A 15,537-nucleotide genomic window follows, 5' to 3' on the forward strand; every position below is an offset into this window, starting at 1 on the left:
TTTCAATATAGCACTTGAATTAATAAGGTTTAGGGCCTACATCTAATTCAACATTCTCCAACATTTTGCGTATCTTATGACTAATTCTTTACAACAAAACAGCACGCTACCAACTTTTTCAAAAATAAAACCTGAGCAAGTTAAACCTGCCGTCGAACAAGCTATTCAACACTGTAAAGACGTTATTGATAACGTACTAACTACCAATGAAGAATACAGCTGGGAAAACTTAGTTGAGCCTATAGATGCAATTGATGATGTATTATCTAAGCTCTTCTCCCCTGTATCCCATATGAACTCTGTAGTCAGCTCTGATGAACTCAGAGAAGCCTACGAGTCATGTTTACCACTTTTATCAGAATACGGCACCTTTGTTGGCCAGCACCAAGGGTTATTTCAAGCCTATCAAAGTATCAAAGACAGTGAAGAATTTAAAAACCTTACAACCGCACAACAAAAAGTCATCACCAATGCTCTACGTGACTTTAAATTATCAGGGATAGCCTTAGAAAATGAAGACAAAAAACGGTACGGCGAAATTGTCACGCGCTTATCTGAATTAAGCTCAACATTTAGTAACAATGTACTTGATGCCACACAGGCATTTACTATTACCATCACTGATAAAAAAGACTTATCAGGCTTACCTGATAGCGCACTAGCAGCAGCTCAAGCTTTAGCAACGAGCAAAGAACAAGAAGGTTACTTATTCACGTTAGATTTTCCAAGTTATCTACCCGTTATGATGTACTGTGATAATAGATCATTAAGAGAAACCCTCTATCGTGCCTATGTTACCCGAGCATCAGATCAAGGTCCTAATGCTGGAGAGTTTGATAACAGTGAGATAATGAATGAGCTACTGGCACTGCGCCATGAATTAGCAAACTTATTAGACTTTGATAACTATGCTGAACATTCATTAGCCACCAAAATGGCTACTAATACCGATGAAGTAATGGCCTTTTTAGAAAACCTAGCCTTAAAGTCAAAACATCAAGGCAAAAAAGATTTTCAAGAATTAACCGATTTTGCTAGTGATGAATTTTCACAAAATGATCTGCAAGCTTGGGATCTGGCGTATTACAGCGAAAAATTAAAGCAAAGTCGTTATGCCATTTCTGACGAACAACTGCGCCCATACTTCCCTGAAAATAAAGTTGTGCAAGGCTTATTCAAGGTTGTACATCGCTTGTTTGGCTTAACGATAAAACATCGTGAAGGTGTAGATGTTTGGCACAAAGACGTTAAATTTTATGATGTTTACGCCAGCAACGGTGATTTACGCGGTAGCTTTTATTTAGATTTATACGCACGTGAGAAGAAACGTGGCGGTGCATGGATGGATGATTGCGTTGGACGACGCTTATTAAGTGATGGTTCAATTCAGCACCCTGTTGCCTATTTGACCTGTAACTTTAACGGCCCAGTAGGTGATAAGCCGGCGCTTTTCACTCACGATGAAGTAGTTACCTTGTTCCATGAATTTGGTCACGGTATTCACCACATGCTTACCCAAATTGACGCTAGCTCTGTTGCTGGAATAAACGGCGTACCTTGGGATGCAGTAGAGCTGCCCAGTCAGTTTTTAGAAAACTGGTGTTGGCAAAGTGAAGCGTTATCATTTATTTCTGGGCATTACGAAACGGGCGAACCACTTCCTCAAGCACTGTTAGATAAAATGCTAGCGGCTAAAAACTTCCAATCAGCCATGCAAATGTTACGTCAACTCGAGTTTAGTATTTTCGATTTTACCATGCATGCAAGCTACCACAGCGACGCGAGCCCAAGTCATATTCAACAAACTCTTGATCAAGTGCGCGAGCAATATGCTGTTGTTAACACACCAAGCTTCAACCGTTTCCAACACGGTTTTAGTCACATTTTTGGTGGCGGCTATGCCGCAGGCTATTACAGTTACAAATGGGCAGAAGTATTATCTGCTGACGCTTTTGGTTTGTTTGAAGAGCAAGGAATTTTTAACCCTCAAACAGGGCAATCTTTCTTAACTAATATTCTTGAAAAAGGTGGCAGTGAAGAGCCAAGTGATTTATTCACGGCATTTAGAGGCAGAGCTCCTGAAATCGACGCACTACTTCGTCATTCAGGTATTGAGGCATAAATCAGTTATGACTGAAAAATTTGACCATTTATATCAACGGGCTGCCGATCGTAAAGGCGGTGAACAAGCATTAGAGATATTGCTTGGTAAAAAAATAATAGGCAAAAAGTTATTTGATGATAATGCTGCAAAGCACAGTGTCGCAAACTTAACAGATGATAGAGTGTTATCGGCCTTTACCAAGCAAATATTTAAATCTGGCTTTGTCTGGCGGGTGGTTGAAAATAAATGGCCTGATTTTGAGAGTACCTTTTTCAATTTTGATATTGAAAAGGTACTCATGATGCCGGAAGAAATGCTAGAGCGAAAAGCTGCTGATCCTAAAATTATCCGTAATTTCAATAAAGTAAAAACTATTAAAGCTAATGCACAAATGATGTTTGAGCATCAAACTGAGCATAACACTTCTTTTGCTCAGTTTATTGCAGACTGGCCGAGTAGCGATATTATTGGTTTGTGGCGTTATTTAAAAGATCATGGACAGCGCCTAGGCGGAAATACAGGCCCATACGCGCTTCGCTTACTCGGTAAAGATACCTTTATTTTAAGCTCTGATGTTGAGTCCTACCTTAGAGCACAAAAAATAATAGATGGTGGCTTACAAAGCAAAAAAAGTCTTACCAGCATTCAAAACCACTTTAACAAGCTTCAACAAGAGTCAGGCTACAGCCTTACAGAGCTCAGCAGACTAATAGCTTTTGCCAGTGGTGATAACTATGTGCACGTTGAATAAACAAAATGACTGAATCACCTTATTTACATATCGCCGTTGCTTACCTTGATAAGGTTGATAGCGACGCTGCTAAAAAAGTTGCTCAAAAATGGCAACTTAACTACTTAGGTGATGCTGCTTCGGCTAACAAATATCCTGAATTAAAGTTCTTATTACAGTTTAACCAACAAGCATTAGAGTTAATAAAATTAGACGAGCCCAAACTCGGCGGCATTAAAGTAGACTTTGTTGCAGGTGCTAGCGCACATAGACGAAAATTTGGTGGTGGTCGTGGTCAAGATATCGCTAAAGCCATCGGTTTAAAACATGGCTTTACTCCTCATGTACTTGATGCCACTGCAGGCTTAGGGCGTGATGCTTTTGTGCTGGCTAGTTTAGGTTGTCAGGTTACCTTAATGGAGCGTATGCCTATTGTAGCCGCATTACTTGAAGACGGTATAGAACGAGCTAAGCTTAACAGTGACACTGCTGATATAGCGCAGCGCATGCAGTTAGTACATACATCGTCAATTGATGCTATGCATTCAAGACCACAAGTTGATGTTATTTACCTCGATCCTATGTATCCACATCGAGAAAAATCAGCCGCTGTGAAAAAAGAAATGCGTGTCTTTCAGTCGTTAGTAGGTGAAGACTTAGATGCCGACAATTTGCTTACGCCGGCACTGGAATTAGCCAAATATCGTGTTGTTGTTAAAAGGCCGAGTTATGCTGAGCCTATAAATAAAAAGACACCAAGTACCAGCATTAAAATGAAAAAAAATCGCTTCGACATTTATGTAAACCAAGGTATTCCTAAAGCATAGTTACATGATAGCTATATGAATATTATATAAATGCTAAATAGTAATTAAACCCAGGAGCAGCTTATGGCTAAAGATTTATGCAAATGGAAAAAAAAGGATATTGAAAAAAATATTCACGAATTAATGCATATTGTAAGCAAGCCTCGATTTCTTTGTAAGGACTGCGCCCGCGCCGCGCATGACAAAGGCTTCTTATGTAAACCCGTCAAAATTAATTAATACGACAAAAGCAGATAAATTTTATATCATAACCAATATATTGAACAACTTACTGACCCAAAAGAGACAACGCATGCTTAAAGATAAAATGGTAGAACAACTCAATCAACAAATTAACCTAGAGTTTTATTCATCTAACTTATACTTACAAATGAGTGCTTGGTGTGAAGATCGTAGTTTCGATGGTGCGGCTTTATTTCTTCGCCAACATGCCAACGAAGAAATGGAGCACATGAAACGCCTATTTACTTATGTTTCAGAAACTGGCGGTCTTCCAACCTTAGGTGCTATTGATGCTCCACCACATGACTTTGAATCTTTACACGACGTATTTGAACAAATTCTTGAGCATGAATGTTTAATTACCCAAAAAATCAATGCATTAGCACATGTAGCCTTTACTTCTCAAGATTACTCAACCTTTAATTTTCTACAGTGGTATGTAGCAGAACAACATGAAGAAGAAAAACTTTTCAAAGGCATTCTAGATAAGCTACAACTTATTGGTGAAGATGGTCCGGCAATGTATATGTTTGATAAAGACTTCGCTAACTTCGCAGAGCAAGGTACTGGCAGCATTATGGAAGCTGGCTCTACAGTAGAGTAACAGAAAATCTTAACGCTAAGTCATTCCCGGCCTTGTTCGAGGCTGATCTGACAATTCTGATAAAGAGCAGCTTATAGGCTGCTTTTTTGTTGCTGTATATAAAATAATGGTGCCATCTATTTATTTTCATACCTTGCACTAGGTTCGCGATTTATGGGCAAATAACGTAAACTAACGCCAATTTTTTGATCACAATAACATTTACCTATGATAGAGACTGATGTTTTAATAATTGGTGCCGGTGCCGCAGGATTAATGTGCGCTGCAACAGCAGGTTACCGTGGTAAAAGCGTTACTGTTATTGATATGGGTAAAAAGCCCGGCAGAAAAATATTAATAAGTGGCGGAGGCCGATGCAATTTTACCAACGTAAACGCCAGCCATGAGCACTATCTTTGTCAAAATCCACATTTTGTAAAATCAGCCTTAAGTCGTTATTCCGCACAAGACTTCATCGAACTCGTTGAGCGCCATGGCGTTAATTATCACCATAAAACTTTAGGGCAGTTATTTTGTGATGATAGCGCTCAAGATATTGTTGATGTGCTATTAACCGAATGTGATTGGGCTGGGGTGAGTATAGATTTGCGCACAGAAGTATTTTCAGTAACTAAAAACGAGCAAGGTTATTTAATTAAAACCAACCTTAAAACTTACCAGTGCCAATCACTGGTTGTTGCCTCTGGCGGGTTAACTATGCCTAAACTCGGCGCAACACCTATTGGCTATAAAATAGCTGAACAGTTTGATTTAAACGTACTACCTACCACCGCTGCACTCGTACCATTCACCCTACATGAACATGATAAAAAGCGTTTTGATGGACTATCAGGCATTAGTATTGATTGTTTGGTGAACAGCGAAAGTGGTGTCAGCTTTCGTGAAAACATCCTCTTTACCCATCGAGGTTTATCAGGCCCTGCTATTTTACAAATATCCTCTTTTTGGCAAGCTGGTCAAGCTGTCACTATTAATTTGTTGCCTGATACTCCTATTACAGAATTAATCAAAGCATGGCGTGAAACTCAAGCTCAAAAATCCTTAAAAAACCTACTAGCCACTGTATTACCAAAACGTTTCATAGAAGCACTTGTTAAAAGTAAAGAAATTACCGACAAAACCATCAATCAACTCAGTAATGATGAAATCACCTACCTAAGTCAATACCTTCACAATTGGACAATAAAACCCAATGGCACTGAAGGTTATCGAACTGCGGAAGTTACCCTAGGTGGCGTGAATACTGATGAGCTTTCATCAAAAACTTTTGAAGCCACAAAAGCACAAAACTTATATTTTATCGGTGAAGTCATTGATGTTACTGGATTTTTAGGTGGGTATAACTTTCAGTTCGCTTGGAGTTCTGGTATCGCCTGTGGGCAAGCTGTTTAGTTGTAAGAGAGTAAACTATAACTGGCTACAACTGACAAAAGAGCTACAAACAATAAAGTACATCAGTTTAATCCTTAAAAATCAATTTCAAATTACTTCAATACATCGATATAGAGATTAGCAACGAAATCTAAGAAGGCTTTTACCTTTGGTATTTTCGCTCGGTTACGTGGATATAGGGCATAAATATCAATATCTTTCATCCCCCAATTTGGTAAAAGCGTTACTAACTTACCTGAAGCTACCTCTCCTTTAGCGAGATAGTCTGGTAATACCGCGATACCTAAGCCATCTACAATGGATTGCTTAAGCACTGAAAAATCATCAACTAATAGCCTTGGTTTACAGTTTAGTGTGTATTCATTATTTTCTTTTGAAAAAAGCGTTAACTTCGAATCATTGTTAAGCGGGTTCATGATAAGCAGTTGATGTTGAGTTAATTGTTCAACCGTTAGCGGTTTCCCATGTTTGGCAATATATTCAGGACTAGCGAATACTTTTCGTTTAGCAGTACCGAGTTTTTTAGCAACCAACAATGAATCATCTAATTTGCCAATGCGAATAACCACATCAAACCCTTCTTCAATGAAATCTATGCGTCGATTAACTAAATTAAGTTGAATCCTTAAGTCAGGATATTGATGCATAAATTGAGCTAACGAAGGTCTTAGAATTTCCTGGCCTGTGGCAACCGATGCGCCAATTTTTAAATTACCTTTATAACTATATTGTAGTTCTGAAATGCATGCTGCTGCTAAATCCAACTCTTCATGAATACGTTTACAATGTATTAAATAGCGTTTACCTGCCTCTGTTAAATGTTGAGATCGTGTAGATCGTTCCAATAAGGTTATGTCTAATTTCTTCTCTAAACGAGATACTTTTCGACTTATATTTGCTTTAGGGATGCCCAGTTTATCAGAGGCAAGTGTAAAACTGCCCATTTCAACAACCGTTAAAAACACCATCATGTCATCTAGGTTATTTTCCATAAATCACACCCTATTGTTGTTAAAAATGAAATTATCTTATCAACATATCTGTATTTATTAAACAATTGGCGGTGTTTACTATGGTAGGCATAAAGCAATTATCACTATTAAAAAGCTGGAGAATATTATGCAAGTACTAAGTAAAAAGTCGTTACCATTAGGTGGATTTGCTGGATTAACAGAGCATCGTTTAGTAACCGACAGTCGTGTTTTCGGTAGTAGAAAAGCGCCTAATACATTCAATGGTATTGGAAACTTCGTCTACCTTGCTGATGCACAATTTAACCCAAAAGGTGAAACCCATATGCACCCTCATAAAGAGATAGACGTTATCTCTATTATGATGGAAGGTCGAGTAAGCCATGAAGGGTCATTAGAGCATGGGCAGAGCTTAAATGCAGGTGAGGTACAAGTTCAAAGAGCGGGCGGTGAGGGATTCTCACATAACGAAATTAACCCTGACAATACTAAGAATCGTATGTTGCAGCTATGGGTATTACCTGATGAGTCTGGGCAGGCAGCTAATTATAAACATTACACTTTAAAATCAAATGGCATAACCCGTATTTATGGTGGTAGCAAAAATCAATGCAAAACCTTTGATAGTGAAACATTGATTGATGTAGTGAAGCTTTCAGCAGGTGAAACTATTCAATTTGACCAAGAAATATTGGCCTATGTTAGCCAAGGAAAAGCTGAATTTTCAGATGAAAATAGTAGCTTTAATGCTGAAAACGGTGACTTAATTCGTAGCTATAAAACCAAAATTTCTGCGGATAACAAAGTTGAAGTTGTTGTGATAAGTAAGCTGTCATAAATGATAATTACCATGTAAACGGCTAGCTTTACATGACAAATTGTGAGGATAAAGCAGATGGCACCACCAAACAAACACCTAATGACACTCATCAATTATTTGGCGTTGGTGCCATTAGTGTATTTTGTTCCAATATGGATTCAGCCATATTTACCTGCTAATAAATTGTTAGCTGTATGTGTGGTAGTAGCTATTATCGTGCCCATAATTTCTTATATGGTCATGCCACTAAGCATCATGTTGCTGAAGAAAATTAAAATACCGTAATCTAATAAACTTAAAGCTCTACTTAAACCATTTTTGCCAGCAAAACCTCCCTTGAGCATCATCACGTTGCTTTGACTTTTGGGTTGCAGGTGAACCAAATATTCATAGAGGTGGCGAAGGTTATGCTGCGATAAACTGGAACACAGGTGTTAATTGACTCTATTACTTACTAACATCAATCAGTTCATCACATTTAGCTATTATGGTTTAAATATATCAATTTCGCATCAAGGTAATGTGTGCTTAACCATCATAGATAGATGATGATTAAGCGAAAATAGCGCCTTATTCTGATTTTTGCACAACATCATCCGTAAAGTCTGTAGGCCAGAACTTATAACCTTGAACGGTTGCTTGTGCTGCTGCACCCCATAAAGCAGATTGATAAATTCTTACACCATCAACATCATATGAAGTGTTGGCAGCAGCTTGACCACCTTCTTCTTCATGCTTAGCGCTTGCCTCAGCACGTGCACCTGCGTCCCAACCTTCTTCTTTAAAACGGCGTAATGCTTCAGCATCAGTATATGCATAAACAAAAGCTACTGATTTAAATCCTATGCCTGCACCAACACCTAAAGAAGCAAACCTATAATAATCAGTTTTTCCTCCTTCATTTAATACGCAAACTCCACCACCTGTGGAAGCAGCAAATAGGTAGCTATCACTACCTGTACATACTAAATACGCTAAACTTTTTTGTATTTGATTTTTAGCTGAAGGATGATCATCATAAATTTGTTGTAAAGCTTCTGTCGTTTCTTTACGAGCATTCTCTTTTTTTGCTGCTGGTGTGCTTCCTGTTGCACAACCAAACAATAAACTTGCAGTAACAGCAATTATTGCCATATTTTTCATAACCATAGGGTATTCCTTGTATTGATTTTATTAAAATATATACTCTTATTAAACTTACCAGTAAATTACTACTAGTCAAACATTTAGACCTAACAACTCTGCTTATTTCCTTCTCAGTTAGCCTGCTTGTGATTATTAATACAACCACTTTATAAGCAACTGTATTATTTAGTAAACACTTAAAAATAGTAGGTTATAAGTATCAATAAGGCAATACACAACTCTTGCTATATATGCCTCTATACTAGCTTTATGCGCTTAACTGATAGGTAATGGATCTATCATATCTTTGATGGTTTTATTAATAGCTTCATCACGCTCTTTTGCGGTATCAAATGACGATATCGGTTTAATTAACACGCTTCTGTATACACTTTGTTTAGTGTCGTTATCAATAATATCCATTACTAAAGTCCCTTCAACATAATCACGTGTGCTTACATGCGACACACCTCCTGTGTAGCCATAACCACAACGATAACATCCGCCTCCGTAATAGCCATCACTGTAGTGAGCATTCACTTTTACTTTGTCCTTAGTAACAATAAAATAGCTAACTAAAATATCTGCTTTTTCTTGTGCTACTGCTACCTTCCCTTTTCCCTGCATTTGAGTATTTATTGCTGTATCTAATCGATCTCTGTCAATATCACTAAATATTGGATATTTAAGTTGTTCATCCCCTACGACATAACAGATTTTCAAATATTTCCTAGCATTTGTATTTCTTCTGACGCTGGTAATTGGGGTACTATATCTACACTTATAGGGTTAAATTACCTCAATGCTGAGCTTGATGTTACCGGGCAATTTGGTTTTGATACTAGCGATGTTCCCTTATTAGATGATATTACTATGCTTGATTTTCTGATTAATCAGGAAAATTAAATAAGGTAAACTATCTTAATGGCTTTAATTAGGACATCACCAAAACTTGCTCTTTTCATTGTGAAGCTGGCTTTGGTAGTTCTAGAGAAAGTTTTATTGCTTCACTTACCTATCGTTTTTAAAGAGTCTTTTTATGTTATTTAAAAAAACAATTATTGTACTGAGTTTTTTTTTCGCTTTGTCAGTCCCTTTTGCACAGTCAGAACAGTTTTTCGATCCGCTTGATGGTATGTTAGACATGTCTAAATACCTATCCGAAAATGCTTACGGTTTTTTACCTGTACCCATAATTATCACTGATCCGGCTGTAGATGCCGGTTTAGGCGTTGTTGGTCTTTTCTTTCATGAGTCAGACAAAGAAAAAGCTGCAAGACTTAAAGCGATGAAAAAGTCATCCTCTGCAGCTAAGCACCTACTCCCCCCTAGTGTTTCTGCCTTAGGTGGGGCATATACCGGTAATGACTCTTACTTTGTTGGTGGAGGCCATATGGGCTTTTTCAAGAAAGGAAAAATTCGATATTTAGGTGGTGGTGGTCACGGGGATATTAACCTCAATTTCTTTGGTTTTGGTGATATTAGCTTTGATAAACCTATATCCCTTAATACACATGCTAATGCCGTCATGCAAACGTTAAAGTTTCAAATAGCAGATAGCCACTTTTTTATTGGTCCTACGCATCGTTATATTAATGCTGACATATCTCCGCTACGCCTTGGCGATATTGTTGATATTTTTCCCCCAGAATGGGAAGAAGCACTAACCAATTTACTAACCCGTAGTATTACAACCTCAGGCGTAGGACTAACTGTTGAGTATGACTCGCGCGATAACGTATTCTCTCCTATCGAAGGAATAAAATACGAACTTAATTATCTTTGGTTTGATGAAAATGTTGGCTCTGATGTAGATTATCATTTAACCGAGTTAACCGGTTTACATTATTTTCAACACACAAAGCATTGGCGTAGTGCTTATAGAATAGAGTTTAATCACGCTGACGCTGATGATTTCCTTCCTCCCTATGCAACACCTTCAATTAGCCTTAGAGGCATTCCTGCAGCACGTTATCAAGGAAAATCTGTTGCCATGGCAGAGGTTGAGCTGACTTATCAATTTAACTTACGATGGGCAGCAAATGTTTTTGCTGGTTTAGGTAAGGCAACTAATGATATTTCTGATTTATCCTCGGGTTCAAGCCGTGTCAGTAAAGGTGTTGGTTTTCGTTATTTAATTGCCCGTAGATATGGTTTTAACATGGGTATTGATATCGCAAAAGGTCCTGAAGATACCGTATTCTATATTCAAGCAGGTTCTGCTTGGTAACTATTCTATATTACTAAAAAAACGCCCTGTTATTTTTCAATAACAGGGCGTTTTAATATTACACTAAACCTTTGTTAAGCTCTTGTTTAGAGATTAACTCGCTTTTTTGTTAGACGCTTGAATAACACGTAATTGTGCAACTGCACGTGCTAATTCAGCAGCAACAGCGGCATAGTCAACATCGTCGCCATGAGCGTTCATGTTTTCTTCTGCACGTTTTTTAGCTTCTAACGCGGCTTGTTCATCTAAATCAGTACCACGGGTAGCAACATCTGCTAATACCGTAACTTGATTAGGTTGAACTTCTAACATACCACCTGAAAGATAAATAACTTCTTCACTATCATCTTCTTTGGTGATCAATGCCATGCCAGGTTTTAGTGAGGTCAATAAAGGTGCATGGCCAGGCATAATACCTAACTCACCTTCACTACCTGTGATCTGTAATGATTTAATGCTGCCTGAAAACAAGCTTTCTTGTGCACTAACAACATTTAGATTTACAGTAAATAATGCCATTTGACTCGACCTCTAATAATGTAAGTACCTAAACAGAGTTTAAGTACTTACGCGATAATTACATCTTGTTTGCTTTCTCTACGGCTTCTTCAATAGAACCAACCATGTAGAATGCTTGCTCAGGTAATTCATCGTAATCACCCGCTAAAATGCCTTTAAAGCCAGAGATGGTGTCTTTTAATGAAACATATTTACCTGGAGAACCTGTAAATACTTCAGCAACAAAGAATGGTTGTGATAAGTAACGTTGTATCTTACGTGCGCGAGATACTGTTTGCTTATCTTCTTCAGATAATTCATCCATACCTAAGATAGCGATGATATCTTTTAATTCTTTGTAACGTTGTAATACTGATTGCACACCACGAGCAACTTCATAATGCTCAGTACCAACCACTAGAGGGTCTAACTGACGTGAAGTTGAATCTAGTGGGTCGATTGCAGGGTAAATACCTAATTCAGCAATTGAACGAGAAAGTACAACAGTTGCATCTAAGTGAGCAAAGGTTGTTGCAGGGCTTGGATCGGTCAAGTCATCCGCAGGTACGTATACCGCTTGGATTGAAGTGATTGAACCTTTGTTTGTTGAAGTAATACGCTCTTGAAGTACACCCATTTCTTCAGCAAGTGTTGGTTGGTAACCAACCGCTGATGGCATACGACCAAGAAGAGCTGATACTTCGGTACCTGCAAGTGTATAACGGTAGATGTTATCTACGAAGAATAATACGTCACGACCTTCGTCACGGAATTTTTCTGCCATAGTTAAGCCCGTCATAGCAACACGTAAACGGTTTCCTGGAGGCTCGTTCATCTGACCGTAAACTAACGATACTTTATCTAGTACGTTAGAGTCGTTCATTTCGTGATAGAAATCGTTACCCTCACGAGTACGCTCACCAACACCAGCGAATACTGAGTAACCACTGTGCTCGATAGCGATGTTACGGATAAGTTCCATCATGTTAACGGTTTTACCAACACCAGCACCACCGAATAAACCTACTTTACCACCCTTAGCGAATGGACAAACTAAATCGATTACTTTGATACCTGTTTCTAACAATTCGTTAGACATGGCTTGTTCTGCATATGCTGGTGCTTCACGGTGAATAGACCAACGATCTTTTTCACCAATTGGGCCAGCTTCATCAATAGGGTCGCCAAGTACGTTCATGATGCGACCTAAGGTCTCAACACCAACAGGAACTTGGATTGCATTCCCTGTATTTACTACATTCAGTCCACGACGCAAACCGTCTGAGGTACCCATTGCGATAGTACGTACAACACCGCCACCAAGCTGCTGCTGCACTTCTAATACTAAACCGTCAAGGTCACCTTCGGTTATATTTAATGCGTCATATACCTGAGGTACGGCATCTTGTGGAAATTCTACATCCACAACTGCGCCAATGATTTGGACGACTTTACCTGTACTCATGTTTATTCCTCTTAATTTAAGTTTACTGAGTATCCAGTAAACTCTAAGTTAAATTACGAAATTTCTTATCTTTACTAACTAGTAAAAGTAATTACTCTTTAACCTACCGCAGCTGCACCAGCAACAATTTCACCCAATTCTTGAGTAATTGCAGCTTGACGCGCTTTGTTAAATACCAATTGTAAATCGTCAATTAACTCGCCAGCATTATCTGTTGCGGCTTTCATTGCGATCATACGGGCTGCTTGCTCACAAGCTAGGTTTTCAACCACCCCTTGGTATACCTGCGATTCAATATAACGAACTAATAATTGATCTAACAATACGTTAGCATCTGGTTCGTATATGTAATCCCAACGATGTTGAATTTCTTCATCGTCAGATTTAGGTAAAGGTAACAACTGATCAACTGTTGGTTGTTGTGTCATAGTATTAACAAACTTGTTATATACCACGAACAACTTATCAATTTCACCGTCATCATAAGCTTTAAGCATAACCTGAACGCTACCAACTAAGTCAGTAACTGAAGGGTTATCACCTAAGCCAGATATTTGTGCAGTAACATTTGCGCCCATGTTGTTGAAGAAAGAAGTAGCTTTAGAACCTACTACTGCAAACTCAACTTCTGCTTCTTCTTGCTGCCATTTAGCAGCATCAGCAAGGACATTCTTAAATAAGTTAATATTTAAGCCACCACACAAACCACGGTCTGTTGATACAACAATATAGCCAACACGCTTAACTGGACGCTCTTCCATATATGGATGGCGATATTCCAAGTTACCAAGCGCGATATGACCGATCACATTTCGTATATTTGTCGCATATGGACGAGAGGCTGCCATACTATCCTGCGCTTTACGCATTTTAGAAGCAGCAACCATTTCCATAGCGTTTGTGATCTTTTGAGTGTTTTGTACACTCGCAATCTTGGTTTTTATTTCTTTACCAACGGCCATGACTCTTTCTCCGAAAAGGTTACTTAATTAAATCGTCTTACCAAGTTTGCGTCGACTTGAATGCTTCAAGTGCTGACGTCAATCCTGCTTCGATGTCTTTAGAGTAGTCACCAGATTCGTTAATAGTAGCCATAAGCTCAGCTTGGTTACTGTTCATATAAGCTTGTAACGCGTCTTCAAAATCATTGATTTTGTTAATAGCAACGTCGTTTAAAAAGCCTTTTTCCGCAGCAAATAAAGATACTGCAGTTTCAGCAACAGATAACGGGCTGTATTGCTTTTGCTTCATTAATTCAGTAACACGTTGACCATGCTCTAATTGAGCACGTGTAGCGTCATCTAAATCTGATGCGAATTGAGCGAAAGCCGCTAATTCACGATATTGAGCTAAAGCTAAACGGATACCACCACCAAGTTTCTTGATGATTTTCGTTTGCGCTGCACCACCAACACGAGATACTGATAAACCAGCATTTACCGCAGGACGAATACCTGAGTTGAATAAATCAGACTCTAGGAAGATTTGACCATCAGTAATCGAGATTACGTTAGTTGGTACGAATGCAGATACGTCACCTGCTTGTGTTTCAATAATAGGTAAAGCAGTTAAAGAACCGGTTTGACCTTTTACTTCACCGTTTGTGAACTTCTCAACATACTCTTCGTTTACACGAGCAGCACGTTCTAGTAAACGACTGTGAAGATAGAAAACATCACCTGGGTATGCTTCACGACCTGGCGGGCGACGTAGTAGTAATGAAATTTGACGGTAAGCAACAGCTTGCTTAGACAAATCATCATATACGATTAACGCATCTTCACCGCGGTCACGGAAGTATTCACCCATAGAACAACCAGAGTATGGTGCTAAATATTGTAGAGCAGCAGCTTCAGAGGCTGAAGCAACAACAACAATAGTATTTGATAACGCGCCGTGCTCTTCTAAGCTACGTACAACGTTAGCAACAGTTGACGCTTTTTGGCCAATTGCTACATAAATACTTTTAATACCTGTGTTCTTTTGGTTAATAATGGCGTCAAGTGCAATCGCTGATTTACCGATTTGACGGTCACCAATGATTAATTCACGTTGGCCACGACCAATTGGAATCATAGAGTCAATTGATTTAATACCAGTTTGAACTGGCTCATCAACTGATTTACGGTCGATAACACCTGGTGCAACAACTTCTACTGGAGAGAAGCCATCATTTTCAATTGGGCCTTTGCCATCAATTGGTTCACCTAAAGTGTTTACTACACGGCCTAAAAGACCACGACCTACAGGTACTTCCAAAATACGGCCAGTACCTTTAACTTTTTGTCCTTCTGCTAAATCAGCGTAAGGACCCATTACTACCGCACCGACCGAGTCACGGTCAAGGTTTAACGCGATAGCATAACGACTACCAGGAAGTTCGATCATTTCACCTTGCATTACATCGGCAAGGCCATGGATACGAATGATACCGTCTGTTACAGAAACGATAGTACCTTCGTTACGAGCTTCGCTGACAACGTCGAACTGTTCAATACGATTTTTGATCAGTTCAGCGATTTCAGTGGAATTCAGTTGCATGCTCTGTT

The 15,537-nt window shown here is 38.8% G+C and carries 16 protein-coding genes; 9 read left to right on the forward strand and 7 right to left on the reverse strand.

The genetic code is table 11. From position 1 onward, the window contains the following. The first annotated feature begins 76 nt into the window (after positions 1–76). The 6 genes from prlC (at position 77) to AC27GZ_RS04865 (ending at position 5,879) form a co-directional block, all read left to right on the forward strand. Complete coding sequence (gene prlC / locus AC27GZ_RS04840) at positions 77–2,122, forward strand: oligopeptidase A (protein ID WP_487093745.1); 2,046 nt, start codon at positions 77–79, stop codon at positions 2,120–2,122. Positions 2,123–2,129: 7 nt separating this feature from the next. After that, on the forward strand, positions 2,130–2,855 hold the full coding sequence (locus AC27GZ_RS04845; RefSeq protein WP_487093746.1) for a DNA-3-methyladenine glycosylase I: 726 nt from the start codon (positions 2,130–2,132) through the stop codon (positions 2,853–2,855). Positions 2,856–2,860: 5 nt separating this feature from the next. Continuing rightward, positions 2,861–3,661 (forward strand): class I SAM-dependent methyltransferase, encoded by an 801-nt coding sequence (locus AC27GZ_RS04850; protein ID WP_487093747.1) that lies wholly within the window; start codon positions 2,861–2,863, stop codon positions 3,659–3,661. 63 nt (positions 3,662–3,724) lie between these two features. Next, positions 3,725–3,880 (forward strand): hypothetical protein, encoded by a 156-nt coding sequence (locus AC27GZ_RS04855; RefSeq protein WP_487093748.1) that lies wholly within the window; start codon positions 3,725–3,727, stop codon positions 3,878–3,880. A 73-nt stretch (positions 3,881–3,953) separates the two neighbouring features. Then, on the forward strand, positions 3,954–4,487 hold the full coding sequence (gene ftnA, locus AC27GZ_RS04860; protein ID WP_487093749.1) for a non-heme ferritin: 534 nt from the start codon (positions 3,954–3,956) through the stop codon (positions 4,485–4,487). Between the two features lie 207 nt (positions 4,488–4,694). After that, on the forward strand, positions 4,695–5,879 hold the full coding sequence (locus AC27GZ_RS04865; protein ID WP_487093750.1) for a BaiN/RdsA family NAD(P)/FAD-dependent oxidoreductase: 1,185 nt from the start codon (positions 4,695–4,697) through the stop codon (positions 5,877–5,879). Between the two features lie 92 nt (positions 5,880–5,971). Here the strand turns inward: AC27GZ_RS04865 and AC27GZ_RS04870 are convergent, their stop codons facing one another. Continuing rightward, positions 5,972–6,871, reverse strand: coding sequence for a LysR family transcriptional regulator (locus AC27GZ_RS04870; protein ID WP_487093751.1), 900 nt, complete (start codon positions 6,869–6,871; stop codon positions 5,972–5,974). A gap of 127 nt (positions 6,872–6,998) precedes the next feature. On the opposite strand from AC27GZ_RS04870, the gene AC27GZ_RS04875 reads away from it, so the two are divergent. Continuing rightward, positions 6,999–7,688, forward strand: a complete 690-nt coding sequence (locus tag AC27GZ_RS04875) for a pirin family protein (RefSeq protein WP_487093752.1) — start codon at positions 6,999–7,001, stop codon at positions 7,686–7,688. Between the two features lie 32 nt (positions 7,689–7,720). After that, complete coding sequence (locus AC27GZ_RS04880; RefSeq protein WP_487093753.1) at positions 7,721–7,849, forward strand: hypothetical protein; 129 nt, start codon at positions 7,721–7,723, stop codon at positions 7,847–7,849. Positions 7,850–8,240: 391 nt separating this feature from the next. On the opposite strand, the gene AC27GZ_RS04885 is transcribed toward AC27GZ_RS04880, so the two are convergent. Continuing rightward, positions 8,241–8,819 (reverse strand): lipid-binding SYLF domain-containing protein, encoded by a 579-nt coding sequence (locus AC27GZ_RS04885; protein WP_487093754.1) that lies wholly within the window; start codon positions 8,817–8,819, stop codon positions 8,241–8,243. Positions 8,820–9,071: 252 nt separating this feature from the next. Then, entirely contained in the window at positions 9,072–9,518 is a 447-nt protein-coding gene (locus AC27GZ_RS04890) for a DUF4136 domain-containing protein (protein ID WP_487093755.1), read from the reverse strand. A gap of 316 nt (positions 9,519–9,834) precedes the next feature. On the opposite strand from AC27GZ_RS04890, the gene AC27GZ_RS04895 reads away from it, so the two are divergent. Continuing rightward, a complete protein-coding gene (locus AC27GZ_RS04895; protein WP_487093756.1) occupies positions 9,835–11,025 on the forward strand; it encodes a BamA/TamA family outer membrane protein in 1,191 nt (396 codons plus the stop codon). Between the two features lie 93 nt (positions 11,026–11,118). On the opposite strand, the gene AC27GZ_RS04900 is transcribed toward AC27GZ_RS04895, so the two are convergent. From AC27GZ_RS04900 to atpA, 4 genes are all read right to left on the reverse strand, one after another. Further along, positions 11,119–11,544 carry a F0F1 ATP synthase subunit epsilon gene (locus AC27GZ_RS04900; RefSeq protein WP_487093758.1) on the reverse strand — a complete coding sequence of 142 codons (426 nt, stop codon included), beginning with the start codon at positions 11,542–11,544 and terminating at the stop codon, positions 11,119–11,121. A gap of 58 nt (positions 11,545–11,602) precedes the next feature. Next, positions 11,603–12,988 (reverse strand): F0F1 ATP synthase subunit beta, encoded by a 1,386-nt coding sequence (atpD, locus tag AC27GZ_RS04905; RefSeq protein ID WP_487093759.1) that lies wholly within the window; start codon positions 12,986–12,988, stop codon positions 11,603–11,605. 98 nt (positions 12,989–13,086) lie between these two features. Beyond that, positions 13,087–13,950, reverse strand: a complete 864-nt coding sequence (gene atpG, locus AC27GZ_RS04910) for a F0F1 ATP synthase subunit gamma (protein ID WP_487093760.1) — start codon at positions 13,948–13,950, stop codon at positions 13,087–13,089. A 37-nt stretch (positions 13,951–13,987) separates the two neighbouring features. Beyond that, positions 13,988–15,529, reverse strand: a complete 1,542-nt coding sequence (gene atpA / locus AC27GZ_RS04915; RefSeq protein ID WP_487093761.1) for a F0F1 ATP synthase subunit alpha — start codon at positions 15,527–15,529, stop codon at positions 13,988–13,990. Positions 15,530–15,537: the final 8 nt, after the last annotated feature.

The organism is Colwellia sp. SU-HH00943 (genome assembly GCF_057546125.1).

Coding starts and splice junctions, on each gene's coding strand:
- AC27GZ_RS04875 (WP_487093752.1), top strand. CDS start 6,999: ATGCAAGTACTAAGTAAAAAGTCGTTACCATTAGGTGGATTTGCTGGA.
- AC27GZ_RS04900 (WP_487093758.1), bottom strand. CDS start 11,544: ATGGCATTATTTACTGTAAATCTAAATGTTGTTAGTGCACAAGAAAGC.
- AC27GZ_RS04855 (WP_487093748.1), top strand. CDS start 3,725: ATGGCTAAAGATTTATGCAAATGGAAAAAAAAGGATATTGAAAAAAAT.
- AC27GZ_RS04880 (WP_487093753.1), top strand. CDS start 7,721: ATGACAAATTGTGAGGATAAAGCAGATGGCACCACCAAACAAACACCT.
- AC27GZ_RS04885 (WP_487093754.1), bottom strand. CDS start 8,819: ATGGTTATGAAAAATATGGCAATAATTGCTGTTACTGCAAGTTTATTG.
- AC27GZ_RS04865 (WP_487093750.1), top strand. CDS start 4,695: ATGATAGAGACTGATGTTTTAATAATTGGTGCCGGTGCCGCAGGATTA.
- AC27GZ_RS04845 (WP_487093746.1), top strand. CDS start 2,130: ATGACTGAAAAATTTGACCATTTATATCAACGGGCTGCCGATCGTAAA.
- atpD (WP_487093759.1), bottom strand. CDS start 12,988: ATGAGTACAGGTAAAGTCGTCCAAATCATTGGCGCAGTTGTGGATGTA.
- AC27GZ_RS04895 (WP_487093756.1), top strand. CDS start 9,835: ATGTTATTTAAAAAAACAATTATTGTACTGAGTTTTTTTTTCGCTTTG.
- atpA (WP_487093761.1), bottom strand. CDS start 15,529: ATGCAACTGAATTCCACTGAAATCGCTGAACTGATCAAAAATCGTATT.
- AC27GZ_RS04850 (WP_487093747.1), top strand. CDS start 2,861: ATGACTGAATCACCTTATTTACATATCGCCGTTGCTTACCTTGATAAG.
- ftnA (WP_487093749.1), top strand. CDS start 3,954: ATGCTTAAAGATAAAATGGTAGAACAACTCAATCAACAAATTAACCTA.
- prlC (WP_487093745.1), top strand. CDS start 77: ATGACTAATTCTTTACAACAAAACAGCACGCTACCAACTTTTTCAAAA.
- AC27GZ_RS04870 (WP_487093751.1), bottom strand. CDS start 6,871: ATGGAAAATAACCTAGATGACATGATGGTGTTTTTAACGGTTGTTGAA.
- atpG (WP_487093760.1), bottom strand. CDS start 13,950: ATGGCCGTTGGTAAAGAAATAAAAACCAAGATTGCGAGTGTACAAAAC.